Annotated in this window: 16 protein-coding genes; 13 read left to right on the top strand and 3 right to left on the bottom strand. The window is 66.4% G+C overall.

What is annotated here, in order from left to right:
- Positions 1-16: 16 nt before the first annotated feature.
- The 9 genes from LQ144_RS19655 to LQ144_RS19615 all read left to right on the top strand — a co-directional run bounded on the left by LQ144_RS19655 (position 17) and on the right by LQ144_RS19615 (position 9531).
- The gene (locus LQ144_RS19655) at positions 17-1348 is read left to right on the top strand and encodes a site-2 protease family protein (RefSeq protein WP_230120597.1); all 1332 of its coding nucleotides are present in this window, start codon (positions 17-19) and stop codon (positions 1346-1348) included.
- 101 nt (positions 1349-1449) lie between these two features.
- Positions 1450-2148, top strand: a complete 699-nt coding sequence (locus tag LQ144_RS19650) for a MarR family transcriptional regulator (RefSeq protein ID WP_230120595.1) — start codon at positions 1450-1452, stop codon at positions 2146-2148.
- On the top strand, positions 2145-2699 hold the full coding sequence (locus LQ144_RS19645) for a hypothetical protein (protein WP_230120593.1): 555 nt from the start codon (positions 2145-2147) through the stop codon (positions 2697-2699). Before LQ144_RS19650 ends, LQ144_RS19645 begins: the two co-directional genes overlap by 4 nt.
- A gap of 25 nt (positions 2700-2724) precedes the next feature.
- Positions 2725-3015, top strand: coding sequence for a YciI family protein (locus LQ144_RS19640; protein WP_230120591.1), 291 nt, complete (start codon positions 2725-2727; stop codon positions 3013-3015).
- Between the two features lie 37 nt (positions 3016-3052).
- The gene (gene ispG, locus LQ144_RS19635) at positions 3053-4219 is read left to right on the top strand and encodes a flavodoxin-dependent (E)-4-hydroxy-3-methylbut-2-enyl-diphosphate synthase (RefSeq protein WP_230120589.1); all 1167 of its coding nucleotides are present in this window, start codon (positions 3053-3055) and stop codon (positions 4217-4219) included.
- A complete protein-coding gene (locus LQ144_RS19630; RefSeq protein ID WP_230120618.1) occupies positions 4182-5069 on the top strand; it encodes a GNAT family N-acetyltransferase in 888 nt (295 codons plus the stop codon). The genes ispG and LQ144_RS19630 overlap by 38 nt, the downstream gene beginning before the upstream one ends.
- Before the next feature lie 339 nt (positions 5070-5408).
- Complete coding sequence (locus LQ144_RS19625; protein WP_230120588.1) at positions 5409-7220, top strand: proline--tRNA ligase; 1812 nt, start codon at positions 5409-5411, stop codon at positions 7218-7220.
- 18 nt (positions 7221-7238) lie between these two features.
- Complete coding sequence (locus tag LQ144_RS19620; RefSeq protein ID WP_230120586.1) at positions 7239-8033, top strand: TSUP family transporter; 795 nt, start codon at positions 7239-7241, stop codon at positions 8031-8033.
- Positions 8034-8121: 88 nt separating this feature from the next.
- Complete coding sequence (locus LQ144_RS19615; RefSeq protein WP_230120584.1) at positions 8122-9531, top strand: pyridoxal-dependent decarboxylase; 1410 nt, start codon at positions 8122-8124, stop codon at positions 9529-9531.
- Between the two features lie 18 nt (positions 9532-9549).
- Here LQ144_RS19615 and LQ144_RS19610 read toward each other — a convergent pair whose 3' ends face one another.
- From LQ144_RS19610 to LQ144_RS19600, 3 genes are read right to left on the bottom strand one after another with little or no spacing between them, the layout of a single operon-like run.
- Positions 9550-10590, bottom strand: a complete 1041-nt coding sequence (locus LQ144_RS19610) for an aminoglycoside phosphotransferase family protein (protein WP_230120582.1) — start codon at positions 10588-10590, stop codon at positions 9550-9552.
- Between the two features lie 45 nt (positions 10591-10635).
- On the bottom strand, positions 10636-11379 hold the full coding sequence (locus LQ144_RS19605) for a VIT family protein (protein ID WP_230120580.1): 744 nt from the start codon (positions 11377-11379) through the stop codon (positions 10636-10638).
- Between the two features lie 50 nt (positions 11380-11429).
- Positions 11430-12656, bottom strand: a complete 1227-nt coding sequence (locus LQ144_RS19600; RefSeq protein WP_230120578.1) for a ferritin-like domain-containing protein — start codon at positions 12654-12656, stop codon at positions 11430-11432.
- An 87-nt stretch (positions 12657-12743) separates the two neighbouring features.
- On the opposite strand from LQ144_RS19600, the gene rimP reads away from it, so the two are divergent.
- The 4 genes from rimP to LQ144_RS19580 form a co-directional block, all read left to right on the top strand.
- Positions 12744-13361, top strand: a complete 618-nt coding sequence (gene rimP, locus LQ144_RS19595) for a ribosome maturation factor RimP (protein WP_230120576.1) — start codon at positions 12744-12746, stop codon at positions 13359-13361.
- Positions 13361-14338, top strand: coding sequence for a transcription termination factor NusA (gene nusA / locus LQ144_RS19590; protein WP_230120574.1), 978 nt, complete (start codon positions 13361-13363; stop codon positions 14336-14338). Before rimP ends, nusA begins: the two co-directional genes overlap by 1 nt.
- 218 nt (positions 14339-14556) lie before the next feature.
- Complete coding sequence (locus tag LQ144_RS19585) at positions 14557-14898, top strand: YlxR family protein (protein ID WP_354962172.1); 342 nt, start codon at positions 14557-14559, stop codon at positions 14896-14898.
- Positions 14899-15050: 152 nt separating this feature from the next.
- Positions 15051-15287 (top strand): translation initiation factor IF-2 N-terminal domain-containing protein (locus LQ144_RS19580; RefSeq protein ID WP_230120572.1); only part of this gene is annotated, 237 nt, incomplete at its 3' end.

Raw genomic sequence — 15287 nt, 5'->3', positions numbered from 1 at the left:
GCAGCAGATCGAAAGCATGAGTCCCGTTATCCTCTTCATCCTCGGTGTCGTCTTCGTTGCCGTCGGCATCGCGGTGTCCATTGCCCTGCACGAGGTGGGGCACCTGCTTCCCGCCAAGCTGTTCAAGGTGCGCGTCACCAAGTACATGATCGGCTTTGGCCCCACTGTCTGGTCCACCAAAAAGGGCGAGACGGAATACGGTTTCAAGGCCCTTCCGCTGGGCGGCTATGTGTCGATGATCGGCATGTACCCGCCCAACAAGGTCGACGGCTCGGTGCGTCCCTCCAGCACCGGGATGTTCCAGACGCTCGCCACCGAAGCCCGGTCCATGGCCCACGAAGAGGTGGGGCCCGGGGACGAAAACCGCGTGTTCTACCGGCTTCCGGTGTGGAAAAAGATCATCGTGATGCTGGGCGGACCCGCGATGAACCTGCTGATCGGCGTCGTGCTCACCGCCGTGCTGCTCATGGGGTTTGGTGTCGCCACGCCGACGACGACCATCGCCGACGTCTCGAAGTGCCAGGTCAAGGCGGGGGAGACCGTCGATCCGAACTCCGCCGCCTGCAAGCTGACGCCTGCCGCCTCCGCCGGTATCAAGCCGAACGACGTCATCACGTCCTTTGACGGCAAAGCCGTCACCGGCTGGGATGAGCTCACCGGCTGGATCCGCGCGTCCGCGGGACGCAAAGTCAGCATCACCGTGGAGCGGAACGGCGCACCGGTGACCACGACCGTCACGCCCGTGCTGTCGGCGCGGCCGGTCATCGGCGAAGACGGCCGGCAGGCGAAGGACTCCCAGGGCAAACTCCGGTACCAGGACGTCGGCTTCCTCGGCATTGGTGCGCAGACAGCGCTCGTTGCCCAACCGGCGTCGTCCGTCCTGCCCATGGCGGGGGAGAACATCCGGCAGGTTGCCGGCGTCATCCTCAATCTTCCTGCCCGTGTTGCCGGAGTGGCGAAAGCCGCCTTCAGCGAAGAGCCGCGGGACCCGAACGGTCCCATCAGTGTGGTTGGTGTGGGCCGGGTGGCCGGCGAAGTTGCCGCAATGGAAGACGTGCCGGTGCAGTCCAGGCTCGCCGCCCTGGTGGGCCTGCTGGCGGGCCTGAACTTCGCGCTTGCGGTGTTCAACTTGGTGCCGTTGCTGCCGCTCGACGGCGGCCATGTGGCTGGGGCTCTGTATGAAGCGGCCCGGCGGCGCGTTGCAAAGCTCTTCGGCAAGCCCGACCCGGGTGCCTTCGACATTGCCAAGCTGCTTCCCGTGACCTACGTCGTGGCAGCCCTGCTGATGGGGATGGGTGCGCTGCTGATTTATGCGGACATCGTGAAACCGGTAAATCTCTTCGGATAACCCCAAACAGCTGATATCGAGTAATCAGCCGATTTTGGATGATTTATCATAATCAGTCTGAAGTGATTGATATTGAGCGATATGCCGCTTACGGTTGAGCAATGTACGTCATGACAATCGACCAGCGGGGCAGCCGCACCGATATTGACCGGGTGCCCGAGCTGCTGGACGGACTGCGGCGGCTTTCCCGGGGCCGCTTTGAACGTTCAGTGGGGGATGAGATCCAGGGCGTCCTCGACATGCCGGCCGACGTGGTGGAGGTGGCCATCCACGCGCTCCGCAGCGGCCGCTGGTATGTGGGGATCGGCATCGGCCCAGTGAATGAGCCGCAGCCGGTCAGTCCCCGGGAGGGATCGGGGGCCGCCTTCGTGGCGGCACGACAGGCCGTGGACCGTGCCAAGGCTGCCGCCAGCCACGTTCCGGTGGCGGTGGTGTCGGGCGGTGTCCGGCGCGGTACGGCGGCCGCGGGCGATGCGGAAGACGGAGTCAGGGCGTGCGCCAATGCAGAAGCTGTTTTGCGCCTCGTGGGGAGGCTCATCAGGGAACGGACTGAGGCCCAGTGGCGGGTGGTAGACGCGCTCCGGGCCAGAAACGGACGCGATCCCGGTCGCCACGGACAGCAAAAGCAGGTTGCCCAGGAACTGGGAATCAGCGAACAGTCGGTGAGCCGGGCCATCATCAGGTCCGGATGGCAGGAAGAATGGGCGGCGAGACCGGCGGTTGAAATGCTGCTGGCCACCGCCCATGGGCTGATCCTTGACGCGTCCGGCCCGGAAGCACCCAACCGAGGAGAACGGTGAACGCACTCTGGATCACACTGGCCCTGGTGGCCGCAGGGTTCGTGGGCTGGCCTGTGACTGCACTGGTGTTCAGGCTCGCCCGGACTATCGACGACAAGGCGGATGCCACCGCCGGCACGGCAGAGAACGCCGACGATCCTTCGGCCGATGTCACCGTGGACTCCGGGACCACCGGGGATCCCCAGGACGCCGCGGATTCCAAGAGCACGGTGGATTCCAAAAGCACGGCAGATTCCAAAGGCACGGGCGCCGGCAACACGGTGGACGGCGACATTACGGTCACCCGGGAAACATCGCCGGAGCCGCCCGCAACGCGGATCCTGCGCGGCGGAGCCATCATCGGAGTGCTTGAGCGGCTGGCCGTCTGCCTGGCCATCCTGACGGGTCAGCCCGTGGCCATTGCCTACGTGGTGGCCATCAAGGGCCTGGGGCGCTTCGCTGAACTCAAGGAGACCCCCGTGGCCGCGGAGCGCTTCATCATCGGGACCCTCACCTCCATGCTCTGGGCAGCGGGTGTCGCGGCCTTTACGAAGGTGGTGCTCCTCGGGTAGGGCGGCCGCGGGATAGGGTATCTGTATGACTGTTTTCGCTGTTGAGTACGTATACGATGCCGAGTCCGCGGATGTCCGTGCCGCCACCCGCCCGTCGCACCGCGAATGGACCGCAGGGCTGGCCGAGGAGGGCGTGCTCCTCGCGAGCGGCCCTTACGGTGACGGCGCCGGTGCCCTGCTCATCTTCAAAGCCGCCGACGAGAACGCGCTGAACGACATCCTCAAGCAGGACCCCTTCGCCGCCGCCGGCGTCATCTCCGGCACACGCACCACGGAATGGGCTCCGGTGACCGGCCTCCTGGCCGACCACGCCTAGCCCTTCCCGCTAATTTTCTTCGATACAAGGAGTCCACGTGACCTCGGTCAGCCTGGGAATGCCATCCGCACCGCCCCCCGTCCTTGCTCCCCGCCGCAAGACACGGCAGATCAAAGTCGGCTCGGTGGGCGTCGGGTCCGATTCGCCCGTCAGTGTGCAGTCGATGACCACCACGCCCACCACGGACATCAACGCCACCCTGCAGCAGATCGCCGAGCTGACGGCGTCCGGCTGCGACATCGTCCGGGTCGCCTGTCCCTCCGCGGATGACGCCGAGGCCCTCCCGATCATCGCCAGGAAGTCCCAGATACCGGTCATCGCCGACATCCACTTCCAGCCGAAGTACGTCTTTGCGGCCATCGAAGCCGGCTGCGCCGCCGTGCGCGTCAACCCCGGCAACATCCGGAAGTTCGATGACCAGATCAAGGAAATCGCCAAGGCAGCCAAGGATCACGGCACTTCCATCCGCATCGGTGTCAACGCCGGATCCCTGGAGCCGGGCATCCTGAAGAAGTACGGCAAAGCCACCCCGGAAGCCCTGGTTGAGTCCGCGGTCTGGGAAGCGTCCCTGTTCGAGGAGCACGGTTTCCACGACTTCAAGATCTCGGTCAAGCACAACGACCCGGTCATCATGGTGGCGGCGTACGAGATGCTCGCCGAGAAGGGGGACTGGCCGCTGCACCTTGGCGTGACCGAGGCGGGCCCCGCGTTCCAGGGCACCATCAAGTCGGCCACGGCCTTTGGGGCCCTGCTCTCGCGCGGCATCGGCGACACCATCCGTGTCTCCCTGTCCGCCCCGCCGGTCGAGGAGATCAAGGTGGGCAACCAGATTCTGCAGTCCTTGAACCTGCGTCCGCGCAAGCTGGAAATTGTGTCATGCCCGTCCTGCGGCCGTGCCCAGGTGGACGTCTACACCCTGGCCGAACAGGTGACCGCCGGACTTGAAGGCATGGAAATCCCGCTGCGCGTAGCTGTCATGGGCTGCGTGGTCAACGGACCGGGCGAAGCACGCGAAGCTGACCTGGGAGTTGCGTCCGGCAACGGCAAGGGCCAGATTTTTGTGAAGGGTGAGGTCATCAAGACTGTCCCTGAGAGCCAGATTGTTGAGACACTGATCGAAGAGGCCATGCGTATCGCGGAAGAGATGGGGGAGGCCGATGGCGAAGATGCTGTCAAGGGTGGCCCCGTGGTTAGCGTCTCATAAAGACGGAGCCGCTCCGGACCGTGTGACCGTGCGGGCACTGGGTGCTGCGGATACGGCCGGGCTGCGCGAGTTGGCCGCTGCTGATCCCGTGGCGAATGTCTTCATCCTGGCGCACCTGGAATCTACGGGCACGGCCGCCCCGACTCCAGGGGGCGCCAGTGTTCTGGGCGTTTTCGACGACGGTTTGCTGGTTGGTGCCTGCTGGGCGGGCGCCAACCTGGTGCCGGTCCAGCTCGCGCCCGCGCTCACCGGGGCGGTGGCTGCCGCGGCGCACCGCTCCGGCCGGAGGTTTGCGTCCATCTTCGGTCCGGCGCACACAGTGCTTGCCTTGCACAATCACCTGGAGCAATTGGGACATGTGGCGCACGAAGTGCGCCCGGACCAGCCCCTCATGACCATTGCCGGTCCGCCAGCCGTAGAACCCAACTGGCAGCTGGGGTTCGGCCAATACGCTGACTTCGACACCATTCTCCCGGCCTGCGCGGCGATGTTCGAGGAGGAAGTGGGCTATTCGCCGTATCTGGGCGGCCGGGACTTCTATAGCCGCCGGGTCGCGGGACTGATCCGACAGGGGCACTCCCTGGTTCACCTCAGCGACGGCGAAGTGGTGTTCAAAGCCGAGCTTGGCGCCGTGACCACCGAAGTGACGCAGGTGCAGGGCGTGTGGATGAACCCCAGCTACCGCGGACTGGGCCTGAGCGCCGGCTACATGGCTGCCGTGGTGCTGCTCGCCCAGAAAATGGCGCCGGTCACCAGCCTCTATGTCAACGACTACAACTCCCGCGCCCGCGCCACCTACGAGCGAGTAGGCTTCCGCCAGGTCGGGACTTTTGCCACGGTGCTTTTCTAAGGCCAGTGCATTTCTGAGCCCGGTGCTTTTCCGAGGCCGGTGCTTTTTCTGAGCCCGGGCTTGAAATGGGTGACTGCCATCACATAGGTTCTAACTGACCGTGCCTTCGGGCGCGGATGGTCTCAGAGAATTGGCGGCATGACCGGCCGCGGAGCCACGCCGCCACAGGGATGACCAGCCGGAGACGGCCAGGGGCTTCCGCTGTGGGGCGTGGCTCTTCTGCGGCAGCCCCCGCCGGGAAGCGTCTGTTGCCGGAGCGCGCGGAAGCCCCGGCGCCGCCTTGCCGGTAGATTAGTACCCAGACAATCAGCACTTTCCCCCAGAAACGGATACTGACCCGTGGTCCTTAGACTCTCCAAGCTATTCCTGCGCACGCTGCGTGAAGATCCCGCCGACGCCGAGGTGGCCAGCCACAGGCTGCTCGTGCGCGCCGGATACATCCGCCGTGCCGCGCCGGGTATCTACACGTGGCTGCCCCTGGGGCTGAGCGTGCTGCGCAGGGTGGAACAGGTAATCCGCGAGGAGATGACCGCCATCGGCGCCCAGGAAGTCCACTTCCCGGCCCTGCTCCCCAAGGAACCCTACGAGGCCACGAACCGCTGGACCGAGTACGGCGAGGGCATCTTCCGGCTCAAGGACCGCAAGGGCGGGGACTACCTGCTGGCTCCCACCCATGAGGAGATGTTCACCCTGCTGGTCAAGGATTTGTACTCCTCGTACAAGGACCTTCCGCTGAGCATCTACCAGATCCAGAACAAGTACCGCGACGAAGCACGTCCCCGTGCCGGCCTGCTGCGCGGCCGCGAGTTCATCATGAAGGATTCGTACTCCTTCGACGTCGACGACGCCGGCCTGGACGCGAGCTACAACGCGCACCGCGGCGCCTACCTGAAGATCTTCGAGCGCCTTGGCCTCGAGGTTGTTCCGGTGGCAGCCACGGCAGGTGCCATGGGCGGTTCCCGGAGCGAGGAGTTCCTGCACCCCACCGAGATCGGCGAAGACACGTTCGTGCGCTCCGCCGGCGGCTATGCAGCGAACGTGGAGGCCGTGACCACCGTGGTTCCCGCCGAGATCGACTTCACCAACGCTCCGGCGGCCGACATAAGGGACACGCCGAATACCCCGACCATCGACACCCTCGTGGCCGCTGCCAACGAGCTCGCTCCCCGGAGCGAGGCCGACGGCGGCGATTGGACGGCCGCTGACACGTTGAAGAACGTGGTCCTCGCCGTGACGCTGCCGACGGGTGAGCGCCAGATCGTGGTCATCGGCGTCCCCGGCGACCGTGGCGTCGACCTGAAGCGCGTTGAGGCGAACATCGGCGCTTTCCTGCCAGTGGCCGGCGAAATTACGGTGGAGGCCGCGGGCGAAGAAGACCTCGCCAAGAACCCGCTCATCGTCAGGGGCTACCTTGGCCCGGGGATGTCCCTGGACACGCCGCTGCTCGGCACGGAGGGCGCATCCAGGCTCCTCTACCTCGTGGACCCGCGCATCGTCGGCGGCACGTCATGGGTGACCGGTGCCAACATGGCCGGCAAGCACGTGTTCGGCCTCGTGGCTGGCAGGGACTTCGGCTGGGACGGTGTGATTGAGTGCACCGAAGTTCGGGCAGGCGACGAAGCCCCGGACGGCTCGGGCCCGCTTGAGACCGCCCGTGGCATCGAGATGGGGCACATTTTCCAGCTCGGCCGCAAGTACGCGGAAGCGCTTGAGCTGAAGGTCCTGGATCAGAATGGCAAGCAGGTGGTGGTGACCATGGGTTCCTACGGCGTGGGCGTGACCCGTGCCGTGGCTGCCCTCGCGGAATCCAACCATGATGCCCGGGGCCTGGTCTGGCCGCGGGCAGTGGCTCCGGCCGACGTCCATGTCGTGGCCGTGGGTCGCGGCGAGGAGATCTTCGCCGCGGCGGAGCAGCTCGCCTCGGAACTCGAGGCCGCCGGCCTCGAGGTTATTTACGATGACCGCCCCAAGGTCTCCCCGGGCGTCAAGTTCGGCGACGCTGAGCTCATTGGCGTGCCCACCATCCTCGCCGTCGGCAAGGGACTTGTGGACGGCGTCGTAGAGATCAAGGACCGCCGCAGCGGTGAGGCCGAAAACGTTGCAGTGGACAAGGCTGTTGACTTCGTGGTCAACGCCGTCCGCAACAACTGACTGCCCGCAGCCGCCAAGGTGGTCTCGGGTTTCGAATCGATCCAGCTCGCCACTGTGATCCTGATAGTGGTGGCCGGCTTCGCTGCCGGCTGGGTGGACGCGGTGGTGGGCGGCGGCGGGCTGCTGCAGCTTCCTGCGCTGCTGCTCGTTCCGGGGATCACCCCGGTGCAGGCCCTCGCCACCAACAAGATGGGTTCCATCTTCGGCACCAGCACCAGCGCCGTCACCTACTACGGCCGGGTCCGGCCTGACCTGAGGACTGCGCTGCCCATGGCGGCCATTGCGCTGGCCGGCAGCTTCGGCGGGGCCTTGCTGGCTGCCCGGCTGCCGGCCGAGGTGTTCAAGCCGATCATCGTAGTGGCGCTGGTTGCCGTCGCGCTTTTCACTGCCCTCAAACCCGACGCCGGGCACCTGACGGTCCTCAGGCACGACGGCGGCACCCACTATGTGGTGGCCTGCACCATCGGTGCCGTGATCGGCTTCTATGACGGATTGATCGGCCCGGGCACGGGCTCGTTCCTGGTGATCGCACTGGTCTCGGCGATGGGATACGCGTTCCTTGAGGCAAGCGCCAAGGCGAAGATCGTCAACCTGGCCACGAACGCCGGTGCGCTGTTGTTCTTCCTGCCGCACGGCTCCCTGCTCTGGGGGGTCGGCCTGGTGCTGGGTCTGGCAAACATGGCCGGCGGCTATTTGGGGGCGCGCACGGCGGTGAAACAGGGGAGCCGGTTCGTGCGCCTCGTCTTCCTCGCGGTGGTGGGCGCCCTGATCATCAAACTCGGCTTCGACGTGTGGCAGGAAAACTTTGCCTGACCCTTCGCTTGACCGGGAGTTCCCGGCCCGACAGAATCTGGTGGGATCCCCCTCGTAACAACCCCCGGGGTCGGCGTAGCATGCATCTATGTCAGCGGGTGCGGAGCCCTACAAGGAAGCCCTTGCGGCGGCCGTGCGCCATGCCACCCAGTGGCTCGCAAGCCAGCCGACCCGCCCCGTGGGTCCGCGGCAGGCGGCCCGGGAGTTGGCCGCAGCATTCGGCGGCGAGCTGCCGCAGTCCGGCATGCCTCCGGCGGACGTGGTGGACTACCTCGCCAGCCATGCGGAACCCGGGCTCATGGCCATGCCGTCGGGCCGCTTCTTCGGCTGGGTCATCGGTGGCACCCTGCCGGCCGCCATGGCGGCGGACTGGCTTGTCAGCTCATGGGACCAAAACGCGGTCCTCCGCTATGCCACCCCCGCCATGGCGGCCATCGAGGAAGCAGCAGGCGGCTGGCTGCTGCAGTTGCTGGGCCTGCCGGAGGACTCCGACGTCGGCTTCGTCACCGGAGCCACCATGGCCAACTTCACGGGTCTGGCGGCCGCACGCTGGCGGCTGCTCAAAGACGCCGGCTGGAACCTGGACCGCGATGGGCTCTTCGGCGCGCCGCGGATCCACTGCATCGTGGGGGAGGAGCGGCACGAGACGATCGACCTCGCCCTGCGCTACCTGGGCCTGGGCAGTCCCACCGTGGTGGCGTCCGACGACCAGGGGCGCATCGATGCCGCGGAGCTGGACTGTGCCCTTGACCGTGCGCTGAGCTCGGGCCCGGCTCCGGTGCTGGTGTGCCTGCAGGCCGGCAACCTGCACTCGGGCGCCTTCGACCCCTTCGCCGCGGCGATCGCAGTGTCCAAGGCACACCGCGCGTGGGTGCACGTGGACGGGGCATTCGGACTTTGGGCGGCAGCCGTCCCCGAGTTCGCCGGGCTGACGGCAGGGCTCGGACGGGCCGACTCGTGGGCCACCGATGCCCACAAGAGCCTCAATGTCCCGTACGACTGCGGCGTCGCCGTCGTCAAGGACGCGCAGGCCCTGCGCAGCGCCATGGGGCTGAACGCGAGCTACCTCATCCAGGATGCGGATGGTGCGGGTGATCCCAGCCAGAAGGTTCCGGAACTTTCGCGCAGGGCCAGGGGTGTGCCGGTGTGGGCCGCGCTGAAGTCACTCGGCCGGGATGGCGTGGCCGAACAGATCCGCCGCCTCGCGGCCTCCGCGGCCCGGCTCGCGGAAAAGCTTGCGGTGCTTGACGGCGTGGAAGTGCTGAACGACGTCGGCTATACGCAGATTTCCGTCGCTTTCGGTGACGACGCCACCACCCGTGAGGTGGCGGCGAGGCTCATAGCCGACGGCACGGTGTGGATGTCCGGTTCGCGCTGGCACGGCAGGGACGTGCTGCGGATCTCCGTCAGTAACTGGACCACCGACGCCGCCGACGTTACCACGGCAGCCGAGGCGGTCCGGACTGCCCTCGAAGGCGTCCGGACCGGCGCCCGCTGACCGCCAGGCCGAAGGCCCTTATGCCGGAGTCGTCCGCCCGGCTGCCCGCCCGGGTTCAGGCAGCGTTCGCGGGTCCGGGAGCCCGTCCAGGGTGCGTCCCGCCAGCGTGCTGGCAACCCACAGCGACCGGGCCAGATCTCCGCCGTGGTCCCGCTTCGAGGCGTAGTGGAGGGCGTTGTCGACCTCCCGCGCGAGGCTCCACTGCCGGGCTGCTTCGTCGTCAAGCCCGGCCGCCCTGCTGAAATCGCGGCATCGTGCCCGCAGGCCTGCCGCGGGATCCGCGGCGGGCAGGTCAGCCATCCGGTTCCACAGCACGGGGGCCACCGCGAACTCAGCCTCGCCCACCATCGGCTGCGGATCGATGGCCGCGAAATTACGGTGTCCAGGCTTCTCCGTGGCGCCGGGGCGGGCCAGGATGTTGAGGAAGTGGAAGTCGGTGTTGACCAGCACGTCGGCTCCTGAGCGGCGGCCCACGGCACCCCTGGTCTGGCACACCTCCAGCGCAGCCTCAAGGAGCCAACGGGGAAAAGGCTTTCCCAGCTGCTCCCACTCGGCCGGCAGATCGTCGCTCCATTGCTCGGCCCGGGCGGCCACGTGCAGAAACTCCCGCCATTGCGGCTGACCGTCCGGAACGAGGCTCAGTTCCCGCATGAGCCCGCCCCACACCTCGGCGGCGACGTCCATGGGCTGGGTCTGGAGCGACCGGCCGGAGTCCAGGCGCTCCAGCAGCATGGAGCAGGTTCCTGCATCGGAAGCGAGCAGGCGGACGGCCCCCCGCCCGTTCCACAGGGCCAGGGCATGCCGTTCCACGACCGCCTCGTCGTGGGGGAAGGCAACCTTCAGGGCTGCACGTGTTCCGCCCGCAAGCACCGGCACCACAATCCCGCCGTGGCCGCTCCATGGGAACGTTCCCGGCATAAGGTCAAGGTCGAGCTCCCACTGCTCCATGCGGCTGCGGATCAGGTCGGGGAGGGAAGCAAGCCATGCCCGGCCGGCACTGCTGCTGGAGTAGCGGCGCGCCAAATCGGGCGGAACGGGAACGGCTGGTGGCTGGCTCATCGGTTCCAGCGTAGTTGACCGGGCTGTCGCAGCCCTGGAATTGCGCTAGACGATCCCGCTGGCTCCGAGCAGGTTGCCCAGGGCGAATGTCGCCGCCAGGGCAAGTCCGCCGCCCACCACCACGCGCACAGCGGCGCGCATTCTGGATCCGCCGCCGATCCAGGCTCCGAGGGCGCCGGTCAGGGCCAGAGCCACCAGTACGGCGCCGAAGGTCACGGCAACGCGGATGTTTTCGGGCGGCAGCAGGATGGCGAGCATCGGCAGGATCGCGCCCAGGGTGAATGCTATGGCCGAGGCAAACGCTGCGTGCCACGGGCTCACAATGTCCTGTTCATCGATATTCAGTTCCGCGGACAGGTGCGCTGCCAGCGCATCATGTGCGGTGAGCTCCCGGGCGACGTTCTGCGCCGTTTCCTCACTGAGGCCCTTGCTCCGGTAGATGGCCGCCAGTTCGAGCAGCTCTTCCTCGGGCTCTTCGGCAAGCTCCCGGCGCTCCTTTTCGATCAGCGCCTTCTGGCTGTCGCTTTGGCTGCTGACAGATACGTATTCGCCAAGCGCCATGGACACCGCGCCGCCCACCAGCCCCGCGGCACCGGCCGCAAGAATGGGGCCGTGCTCGCTGGTCGCACCGGCTACGCCCACCACAATCGCGGCGACCGACACGATGCCGTCGTTCGCGCCGAGGACACCGGCGCGAAGCCAGTTCAGCCGGTGGACAATGTCGTTGTTGTGGGGCTCGCTTTGGTGGTGTCCGTCGTGGGGCAATCCTGCAACGTCCGCTGACTCCATCTCTCCAGCAAACCACCAGGGCGTCCCCGCTGCCAGAGTCCAGCCGGATATTAAGGAGGTGAGGACAGGTCCGCATGCGGCGAGGGCGCAGCTTCCGGCAGCACGGGGAGCTGGGAGGTGTCCAGCACGAGGCCGGGTACGGGGCCGGGATCGGACCCCCAGCCGATGGAACTCTGCGTGGCCGCAAGGAGCGAGGCAATGGCCCATTTTCTGGTGGGGCCTTCACTCAGTGCGACGAGATCGCCGTAGACAGGGAGCGTTCCCGCTTCCAGGCTGGCCAGTCCGGCGGCGGGGTTTTTCAGGAAGGAGGCATCGAGCGTGTAGCCCGGCTCCCGGGGCGGGATCTGGGCACAGTGCAGGCGGCTGTGCGTCTCTGCTTCGTCCGCGCGTGCCTCGTGGCTGGTCAACAGGACCTTGGCCCGTTGTGTCGCCTGGCCAGCGAGTCGAGTGAGCGCAACCTGGTAGCCGTAGACGGTCTCTACCTCGGTGCGGACAGTCCTTTGCAGCGCAGCCGTCAGGCTCGCTGCGCCGGACGCCGTCGCGGGGCCGGACACTGGCGCGGCGCCTGGGGCCGGCGCCGAGGTGGCGGCCGGCGCCCCGGAGGCCGTCCCCAATTCCGCAGAGGCCGTACCTGGCGAACCCGGCGCACTGTCACCTGGGCCTGGGCCCGGGCACGTGACCGTGGAATTGGCCAACCGAGCGGGCGCGGCAGGAAGTGCAGGCGCTGGCGTTCCGGAGGCCTGGGCAAGAGCCGCCGCCTGGAGCAGCTGTGCGGTGCCGACCGCGGACAAAAGGCGGGCCATCCCGCCGTCGGCCGTTTCCGCATGGGTGAGGCGCTTCCGCCCACTGGCAGAGAGCCCGGCCACCAGTGCGGGGACTGTCGCGGGCGCCGCGGCAGCCGCAGCTGCAGTTCCGGATCCAGACGCCGAAGGCGCGGCGGAAGCGGCGGCGGTGGCCTCGTCGGAGGGCAGAATCAGTGCGCGGGCCTGGGTAGTCAGCAAAGTCACAGTCCGCGAATAAATCTGGCGCTGGGCGCCGGAAGCGTCCACCGCGAGCTGCAAGCTGACTGCCCGCAACCGCATGGTTTCAGCCAGGGCGGAGGCCCGTGCCTGCTCGGAAAAAGGGGGTGCGGCCGGGCGCTGGGCTTCCCGTGGAATCAGGGCAAATCCGAGGCTGAGGACCAGGAACGCGGTGAAGGCGGCCAGGGCGAACCGGAAATAGCTGGCCGGCCGGCTTCTTTCCCTGGTGTCGTCTTTCACAACAGACCATGTTGTCACGGCCGCAGGGAACTCCGTGCACCAAGGCGGCCGGAAAATGGCTACGCTAGTACTCACAACATCATCTATCGGGAGGCGGCCGGCATCGTGAGCAATGCAGAAGCCACGACTTCATCAGACCGGACCGACGCGGGAAAGTCTGAGCCCGCGGCTGTCCACAATCCCGAGGCTGAACGCCTCCGGTCTTTGCTTGAGCCCGCGGTCCAGGCACACAGGCTGTACTTGGAGGATGTTGCCATCAACATCGCAGGCTCCAACCGCGTTGTCCACGTAGTGGTGGACCTGCCGCAGGAAGAAACGGGCGGGGTCAGCCTGGACGTCATTGCAGACATCTCCAGGGAACTCTCCGACATCCTGGACAACGATCCCAGCACGGACAGCCGCCCGTACGACCTTGAAGTTTCGTCGCCCGGCGTGGGGCGTCCCCTGACAGAGCCCCGGCACTGGCACCGCGCCCGCGGCCGGATGGTGAACGTCAACGTCATCCAGGGCGAAAACGTCACGGGCAGGATCCAGTCAGTGGACGACTCCGGCGTGACCCTGGTCCCCGAAATTGCCGTGAAAAAGGGCATGAAGCCGAAGCAAGGCGATCCCGTAAAACTTCCTTTCGACAAGATCCGCAGCGGAAAAGTCGAAATTGAGTTCAGCCACCTCGACGAGGCCGGTCTGGAAAATGAGCACAATGGACCTTCTGAGGAGGCCTGATGGATATTGACATGAGCGCACTGAGACTCCTGGAGCGTGAGCGCGAAATCCCGCTGGATCTCCTCATCCCCACGATCGAGCAGGCACTGCTGGTTGCCTACCACAAGTCTCCCGGGGCCTTCGAGAAGGCCCGCGCTGAACTCGACCGCAAGAGCGGCCACGTGACCATCTGGGCCACCGAGATCGATGACGACGGCATGCCCATCGGCGAGTTCGAGGACACTCCTGCGGGCTTCGGCCGCATCGCGGCAAGTACCGCCCGCCAGATCATCCTCCAGCGCCTGCGCGACGTCGAGGACGACAACGTCCTGGGCGAGTTCAAGGGCCGCGAAGGAGAGCTCGTGGCCGGGCTGATCCAGCAGGGCAACAACCCGCACATGATCCAGGTCAACCTTGGAACGGTCGAGGCTCTGCTTCCGCCGCCCGAGCAGGTTCCGGGGGAGAAGTACATCCACGGAAACCGACTCCGTGCCTTCGTCATTGACGTCCACCGCGGCACCAAGGGCCCGTCCATCACGCTGTCCCGTTCCCACCCGGGCCTCGTGCGGAAGCTCTTCGAACTCGAGGTTCCGGAGATCGCCGACCACTCGGTGGAGATCGTTGCCCTGGCCCGTGAGGCCGGACACCGCACCAAGATCGCAGTTAAGGCCAACACCCCCGGCATCAATGCCAAGGGCGCCTGCATCGGCGAAATGGGTTCCCGCGTCCGGGCAGTCATGACCGAGCTGAATGACGAAAAGATCGACATCGTCGACTTCAGCGAGGATCCGGCAACGTTCATCGCCAGCGCCCTGTCACCGTCGCGTGTGAATTCCGTCACCATCACCGACGAAACCACCCGCTCCGCCCGCGTCGTGGTGCCGGACTACCAGCTGTCGCTGGCCATCGGCAAGGAGGGCCAGAACGCCCGCCTCGCCGCCAAGCTGACGGGCTGGCGGATCGACATCGTTTCTGACGCCGCGGCGCCGCGCGGCTAGAAGAACGTTTTCGCAGTTCGGCCCAGGCTGAACCGGCACCCGAACTGCCTGCCATGGCGGCGGGCAGTTTCGGGTCATTGGCCCCCAAGGGGCTAGAATAGAACATGACCGCGCCTAGCAGCCGGCATCAGTGTGTCTGTGTGTGCCCACGTTTCTGCCCGATGGCAGCAGCTGGCCCCCGGGCAGGCAGATAAGTACAGGCAGGAAGATACTCGACAGTGGCAGCAGTGCAACACCTCGGGAATCAGCCGCAACGTACCTGCATCGGATGCCGGAAAAAAGGGTCGCGGTCTGAGTTACTCCGGCTCGTCTCCGACGCCGGCGGATCATCCGCCGTCGCTGTGGATGAACGACGCCGGATGGCTGGCAGGGGTGCATGGCTGCACCCCAGCGAAGCGTGCCTGGCCCTGGCGGTCAAGCGGCGTGCGTTCGGAAGGGCCCTTAACGGCGCGACCGGAACCGCCGCCGTCGAACGCCGGATAACGGCAGGAACGCTAGTTGCGGACGCCCCGGCGGCTGCAGCAACAACCGTCCAACCTGAAAGCGGGTCAGAAAACTGATGGAAACCCGATGAGTTCCCAGCGATGAGTGCGCAACGATGACAACTTTGTTGCGCTCTGCAATGGACCTTTCAGCTGCACTCGCGGCGGAGGTCCGCAGTAAGAAGTAGACGGTTCGTGCCTGGCTCGGTGCGGACCGAGACAGGAGAAATGTGGCCAAGGTCCGCGTACATGAGCTTGCTAAAGAGCTCGGTATTACTTCCAAAGATGCAGTAACCAAACTGCAGGAACTGGGCGAATTCGTTCGCTCCGCCTCTTCCACCATTGAGGCCCCCGTCGTGCGGAAACTCCGCAACGCCTTCCCGGCTGCGGCCGCTTCCAAGACCGAAGCACCCGCAACCGCTCCCAAAGCTCCCGCCGCGGCAGGAGAATCACGCCCCGCCCCGGCT

Source organism: Arthrobacter sp. Bi83 (assembly GCF_918698095.1).
Lineage (GTDB): Bacteria > Actinomycetota > Actinomycetes > Actinomycetales > Micrococcaceae > Arthrobacter.
Note: the sequence above shows the minus strand (reverse complement) of the source record. Positions and strands in the feature narration are given on the sequence as shown.

Coding starts and splice junctions, on each gene's coding strand:
- LQ144_RS19655 (WP_230120597.1), top strand. CDS start 17: ATGAGTCCCGTTATCCTCTTCATCCTCGGTGTCGTCTTCGTTGCCGTC.
- LQ144_RS19650 (WP_230120595.1), top strand. CDS start 1,450: ATGTACGTCATGACAATCGACCAGCGGGGCAGCCGCACCGATATTGAC.
- LQ144_RS19640 (WP_230120591.1), top strand. CDS start 2,725: ATGACTGTTTTCGCTGTTGAGTACGTATACGATGCCGAGTCCGCGGAT.
- LQ144_RS19630 (WP_230120618.1), top strand. CDS start 4,182: ATGCTGTCAAGGGTGGCCCCGTGGTTAGCGTCTCATAAAGACGGAGCC.
- LQ144_RS19615 (WP_230120584.1), top strand. CDS start 8,122: ATGTCAGCGGGTGCGGAGCCCTACAAGGAAGCCCTTGCGGCGGCCGTG.
- LQ144_RS19610 (WP_230120582.1), bottom strand. CDS start 10,590: ATGAGCCAGCCACCAGCCGTTCCCGTTCCGCCCGATTTGGCGCGCCGC.
- LQ144_RS19605 (WP_230120580.1), bottom strand. CDS start 11,379: ATGGAGTCAGCGGACGTTGCAGGATTGCCCCACGACGGACACCACCAA.
- nusA (WP_230120574.1), top strand. CDS start 13,361: ATGGATATTGACATGAGCGCACTGAGACTCCTGGAGCGTGAGCGCGAA.